Source organism: Cellvibrio sp. (assembly GCF_053579595.1).
On record NZ_JBRFPI010000299.1, the window covers coordinates 1 to 5,719 of the forward strand.

At 48.0% G+C, this 5,719-nt stretch carries 6 protein-coding genes; 1 reads left to right on the plus strand and 5 read right to left on the minus strand.

The genetic code is table 11. The features are described 5' to 3' along the window. The first annotated feature begins 297 nt into the window (after positions 1-297). A complete protein-coding gene (thrH, locus tag ACWA6V_RS16115) occupies positions 298-915 on the plus strand; it encodes a bifunctional phosphoserine phosphatase/homoserine phosphotransferase ThrH (RefSeq protein ID WP_394983961.1) in 618 nt (205 codons plus the stop codon). A 259-nt stretch (positions 916-1,174) separates the two neighbouring features. On the opposite strand, the gene ACWA6V_RS16120 is transcribed toward thrH, so the two are convergent. The 5 genes from ACWA6V_RS16120 to ACWA6V_RS16140 form a co-directional block, all read right to left on the minus strand. Next, positions 1,175-2,695, minus strand: coding sequence for a sensor histidine kinase (locus tag ACWA6V_RS16120; protein ID WP_449523450.1), 1,521 nt, complete (start codon positions 2,693-2,695; stop codon positions 1,175-1,177). Continuing rightward, the gene (locus ACWA6V_RS16125; protein WP_449523451.1) at positions 2,692-3,432 is read right to left on the minus strand and encodes a response regulator transcription factor; all 741 of its coding nucleotides are present in this window, start codon (positions 3,430-3,432) and stop codon (positions 2,692-2,694) included. The genes ACWA6V_RS16120 and ACWA6V_RS16125 overlap by 4 nt, the downstream gene beginning before the upstream one ends. Before the next feature lie 151 nt (positions 3,433-3,583). Then, positions 3,584-4,417 carry a spondin domain-containing protein gene (locus tag ACWA6V_RS16130; protein WP_449523452.1) on the minus strand — a complete coding sequence of 278 codons (834 nt, stop codon included), beginning with the start codon at positions 4,415-4,417 and terminating at the stop codon, positions 3,584-3,586. 11 nt (positions 4,418-4,428) lie between these two features. Then, the gene (locus ACWA6V_RS16135) at positions 4,429-5,127 is read right to left on the minus strand and encodes a spondin domain-containing protein (RefSeq protein ID WP_449523453.1); all 699 of its coding nucleotides are present in this window, start codon (positions 5,125-5,127) and stop codon (positions 4,429-4,431) included. A gap of 138 nt (positions 5,128-5,265) precedes the next feature. Then, positions 5,266-5,719 (minus strand): M13-type metalloendopeptidase (locus ACWA6V_RS16140; RefSeq protein WP_449523454.1); only part of this gene is annotated, 454 nt, incomplete at its 5' end.

A 5,719-nucleotide genomic window follows, 5' to 3' on the forward strand; every position in this document is an offset into this window, starting at 1 on the left:
AAACGAAATGGCGATATTGTCGAATTGGCTGAGCGCATACTTGATTATCTTTTGCGGGCTTTCTTGCTGGAGCTTGGCGTCGAGGTCGATGAGGTTTATCTGGTTATCGGTCATGTTGGCTACTCACGGTGATACGCTCTGGGGCGATTTTAGGTATGGCGCGCAGGATACCAGAGGAGGGCATGCCAGCCCAAGTAATCGGGCCGGTTTGGGTTTGCTTTAGCGGATCAAAACGGGTAGATTGCCGCCACTCTTTTGGGCTTTTTAGTCTATTTATTAACCGTTTTGGAGGTTGTTGTGGAATTAGCATGTCTTGATCTGGAAGGTGTACTTGTCCCGGAAATTTGGATTGAATTCGCGAAAGTGACCGGCATTGAAGAACTCAAAGCCACCACCCGTGACATCCCGGATTACGATGTATTAATGAAGCAGCGCCTGCGCATTCTTGAGCAACACAAGCTTGGCCTGAAAGAAATCCAGGACGTAATCGCGACCCTTAAACCACTCGATGGCGCGGTAGAATTTGTCGATTGGCTGCGCGAGCGCTTTCAGGTCATCATCCTGTCAGACACTTTCTATGAATTCTCCCAACCGCTGATGCGCCAACTGGGTTTCCCAACCCTGTTGTGCCATCGTTTGAATGTGGACGAGCGCGGTATGGTTGTAGGTTACACCCTGCGTCAACGCGATCCAAAGCGCCAGTCAGTATTGGCTCTGAAAACCCTTTACTACCGCGTAATCGCCGCCGGTGATTCTTACAACGACACCACTATGCTGGGCGAAGCAGATCAAGGCATCCTGTTCCATGCACCGCAAAACGTGATCGAACAATTCCCGCAATTCCCTGCAGTTCACACCTACGAAGATTTGAAGAAGGAATTTATCAAGGCGAGTAATCGTGATCTGAGCTTGTAACTTTATAAGTGCAACGGGTTCTAAAAAGGCAGACTAACCCTCTGCCTTTTTTTATTTTTTCCAAACTGACGTAATAGATTTGGAATCAACCGCCAACGTAGCAGGAACCAATCAGGCGCTAGCCAGCAAATCCTTTCATCGCAATAAGAATAAAGGCACCAACTGCCATGTAGTAAAGTAGTTCATTGGAAGTTTGAAGTGACATTTTCATATGGCCTCCTAAAATTTTCAGTGAAAATGAATATCGCTATTTCATTAATCAAGCGGCTTTCTCTGATTGTAGGTTGCTTGCACGAGCGAGTGGTAGAGCAAATTTAAAATGTGTTCCTTTGTGCCGTTTTGATTCGACTTTTATCACACTACCGTGTAGTTCCAAAATTCGTTTTACAATCGCCAAACCTAATCCGGTACTTTGTTGATGAAGCTCCATAGTTTTTTGTGCGCAGTAATAGCGTTCAAAAATATGGGGGATATCTTCTTCTGCCAAACCTATGCCAGTGTCTTGTATTCCTATTTCTACGCTACTGGATTTAGGTGTTAGTGTTAATTCTACGCTGCCATTTTCCGGGGTATAGCGCAATGCATTATCGATCAGATTTTCCAGAACCCGCTCGATCAAGGCAATATCGGCGTTGACCATGTATAGCTGATCAGTTTTGGGGGCGCTCAATGAAATCTGTTTCTGTTGTGCTGGCAACGAATATTTTTGTACTACATCCTGCAGTAGTTCCGCGAGTGAAAAGTTTTCCAGTTCCGGCATTACACGCCCTGCGTCTAATTTACTCAATTCAAATAATTCTTTTACCAATTGAGTTAAGCGCCGGCAGTGCTTAAAGGCGATATCCATATAGGTCTGACGCTCTTCCTGGGTGATGGAAGGGCGCGTAAGCATTTCCAAATAGCCCTGCATGGAAGAGAGTGGTGTGCGTAAATCATGGGATACATTGGAGATAAGCTCGCGCCGTAATTGATCAGTCTCTTCCAATTTTTGCATTTGCTCACGAATGCGCTCGCGCATGGCGGCAAAAGCCGAACTTAAATAAGCAATTTCATCGCGCGTGCCAACAATAGGCTCTTGGGTAACGGATGTGTGTAAATGTAATTCTTGTTGCTGAAAATTATCCATTTGCTGGGCTAGTTTTCGCAGTGGGTTAGTGAGCACGGCAAAAATCAACAGGGCGCTGATAATGGCAAACAGTAAGATGACAGCCAGCCCGGTGAAACTTTGTTTCAAAATATAACTTCCATGCAGCGAGTCACTAAGGCTTTGTACATTTTGCCCGCCGAGAATGACGTAGAGATAACCCGCCAGTTGTTCATCATCCATCACCGGCCACACAGAAAATGTCCGCTCTCCCTGGCCTGCGCGTGGATTTTCACCAAGGATAGGAAATGGTTGCGATTTGTTGAGCCAATCCTGCAGCGGTTGAATGGAAATTTCCGGGCGAATAAATGTGTCTGGTGGCAGCGTGTGCGTGAGGACTTTGCCCGAGGGATCCAGCAAATAGACCTCAACTATGGGATTGACGGTCATCACCAGTGTGGCTAATTCCGTCATCGCTGTTTTATTGACTATGCCCCTCTGAATTAAGGGCGCGCGCTGCACAATATACATCGCCAAACTTTGATTCAGGTTTTGCGTAACCTCTTGGTAGTAGCGGTTATTACTCCAATTAGTGAGCGCTAAAAATGCGATACCTAATACAAAAAATAACGCGACAAATGCCAACGCAAGACGCACGCATAAATTCGAAAATAAACCGGGTGTTAAGCGATTCATGAGAGTTGATGCTCGCAAAATTTGTAGCCTACACCCCATACCGTGAGTAAATATTCCGGTGCTGATGGGTTGCGTTCTATTTTGGCGCGCAAGCGATTGATATGGCTGTTGACTGTGTGTTCATAACCTTCGTGGCCATATCCCCACACCTTGTCCAATAACTCGCTGCGATTAAATACGCGGCCAGGATGGCTGGCGAAAAACCACAGCAAGTCAAATTCGCGCGCGGTTAATTCAACATCGAGATTATTAAGAAGTACGCGATGCTGTAGTTTATCGAGTAATAATTGTTTGATCTTGATAGTGTCAGATTGTGTGTCTGCTTGTTGTGGTCGGCTGCTACGACGCAGCAATGCGCGCACGCGGGCGGCTAATTCCAATGAGCTGAAGGGTTTTGTTAAGTAATCATCAGCGCCCAACTCCAACCCGAGCACGCGATCCAATTCCGTCGAACGTGCGGTCAGCATAATGAGGGGCAACTCTATGCCTTTGCTGCGCATTGCGCGGCACACCTCCAAGCCATCCATGCCCGGCAAACGTAAATCGAGAATCATGAGATCCCATCGTTCATTTAATGCTTTTTGAAGACCGAGGTCGCCGCGCTCGACGACGACAATCTCGGCATGAAAATCCTGCAAATATAATTTGATCAAGTTTCCCAGATCAGTTTCATCTTCCACCACTAAAAATCGGCGTGTATAAGTAGGGTGCAGTGCAGTGACCTTGGACGCGAACATAATCAATCCTCTGATTTTATCGTCGTTGTGCTGTGCGAACATTCTGATAGAGATGCGTGAACCAGGTGTTTGTTTCACTGATGTTAAAAAATAAAAAACCTGAAGCTATTAACCCGCGGATTCAAGTAATAACTTCAGGTAAACAGCTCGTTTAAGGCGCTAAACGAGTAATGGTGATGCGTGCAGTAGGATTGTCCCAACGATGCACTTGTGTCAGTGTTGAATCCATTTTTCCATCGTCCCGGGTAACTGCTCCCGGGTGCATAGTAACCTGATCAACCATATCGTCCCGCACCGCACTGAAACCTTCTCCACCGCCAGCAGGGCCGGGAATGGTAGCCTGGGTTTCAGTATTCATTTCAGTGCCCGCGTCATAGCTCTGCGCATTCAGCGTAAGGTTTTCGCCAACAGCAAGCTTGCCAATTGCAACACTATTTACTCCTGCAAAAGCATCGTTGGTATTACCCAACATATTGACCAGACTAAAAAGTAGTTGGTCAGCGTTAGCCATTTCAACACTGACATTCAGGCTAACTATTTTTGATTCGCCCGGTAGGGTTAACCCCATGGCGTGGTCAACTAATATGACGTCGGGGTTTGCCATTGCCTCATTTATATAGTCATCGGTTGCACCGGATTCGGCTATTTTTTCGATGCCGCGTGTTGCCGGCATACCTATGGTGAATGGGCTAAATCCAGAATAGTGAACGCTATAAGCGAGCGGTGAAAAAGGTTGGCCAGCAGTAAGGTTGGTCACTGTTACCGAGTATTTCCGTTCGGTCATAGCAGCCATGCTGGAGCTTGCCATTTCACTGCTGGCCATAGCCGAGCTACTGCTCATTACTGCTGTGCTGCTACTGGCAACCATCATGCTGCTCATGTTGCTGGAACTGGAAGACGCCATGTTCTTGGGCTTTGAATCACTTCCACCGCAACCGCTCAACACCAGAGCTATACCGATCAAACCAAACCATTGATAGTTCATGGTAGTGCTCCTTATTTTACCGTGAGGGTTACACGCGCAACCGGGTTTAACCAGCGTTGGCTGGATGCATCTATATCACTGGTTCCGCCGCTGGCGTTGTGGTCGCCCAATACACCGCGATGAATATGTACAAAGCCTTCTGCTGTGGTAGTGACACCTGCGCCGCCGCTACCCACCAATGCTTCCAGTGGTGGAGGAACTGGCATTCCTCCCATCCCTTTCGCGCCGCTGCCGCGAATTTCGTCATTGGCCTCGGTTCCCGCGTCGTAGGCATTTAGAAGATAGGTATAAGTGCCGGGCATGGTGGGTAAGGTGATGTTGTTTAGTGCGACAAATCCATCATTGGTTGGCAGCAGCATCGCCGTAATCGACAATCGATTGTTGGCTGCACCCGGGTCACCCAAGTCAGCCATGACGTATTTACCTGGCATGAGTAAACCGGCCGCTGGATTGGCGATGTTTTTCGCACCGGCTGCCATAAAGTCTGCCTCCAGACCACTGATGTCGCCGCCCTCAGCCATTGCTTGCAGATTTGTAGAAGCTGGCATACCACCGCTGAACAGGGTTGTGCTTGCAGGATGTGCAGAAACTAAAAGGGGTGTGAAATAGGTGCCGTGTGTCAAGTTTTCAATTTTGACACTGTATTCGGCGGCGAACGAAGAGGGGATAAGGGTTAATGCGATTAGACTGGTGAAAAGTTTCTTTTTCATAATGTGCTCCTGTGGGGGTTATTGACACAGGAAGAGTGCGCCCACGCGCGCTTGCAATCATCACGAAATTATCACGAGTCTATAGCGAATTTATTTAAAACCCCTCAGTGGCGCGTAATCCTCTGAGGGGCGAATTTATTACCAAATTTTCACGCGAACTTTCTCTTCGCGATACATCCCATCACCGGCTTTCACGCCATACACCTTATAAAACTCGGGCATATTCGACAGTGGGCCTAGCACGCGGTACATACCGGGTGAGTGGGGGCCGTTGATAACCTGGCGGCGCAAAGCTTCATCGCGGTATTTGATTCGCCACACTTGTGCCCAGCCCATAAAGAAACGTTGCTCAGCGGTAAAGCCATCGATAGTTTTGCCGGATTTTCCTGCGGGTGAATTTTTAAAGGCTCGGTGGGCGAGGGTGACGCCGCCGAGGTCGGCAATGTTTTCGCCTAAACCCAAGGCGCCTTGCAGGTGCAAATCATCAATCGGGTTAAATGCGCTGTATTGATCGATCATTAATTGCGCGCGGGATTTAAATTGCGCAGCGTCTTGTTCGGTCCACCAATCGCGCAGATTGCCATCGCCGTCC

Coding starts and splice junctions, on each gene's coding strand:
- ACWA6V_RS16120 (WP_449523450.1), bottom strand. CDS start 2,695: ATGAATCGCTTAACACCCGGTTTATTTTCGAATTTATGCGTGCGTCTT.
- ACWA6V_RS16125 (WP_449523451.1), bottom strand. CDS start 3,432: ATGTTCGCGTCCAAGGTCACTGCACTGCACCCTACTTATACACGCCGA.
- ACWA6V_RS16130 (WP_449523452.1), bottom strand. CDS start 4,417: ATGAACTATCAATGGTTTGGTTTGATCGGTATAGCTCTGGTGTTGAGC.
- ACWA6V_RS16135 (WP_449523453.1), bottom strand. CDS start 5,127: ATGAAAAAGAAACTTTTCACCAGTCTAATCGCATTAACCCTTATCCCC.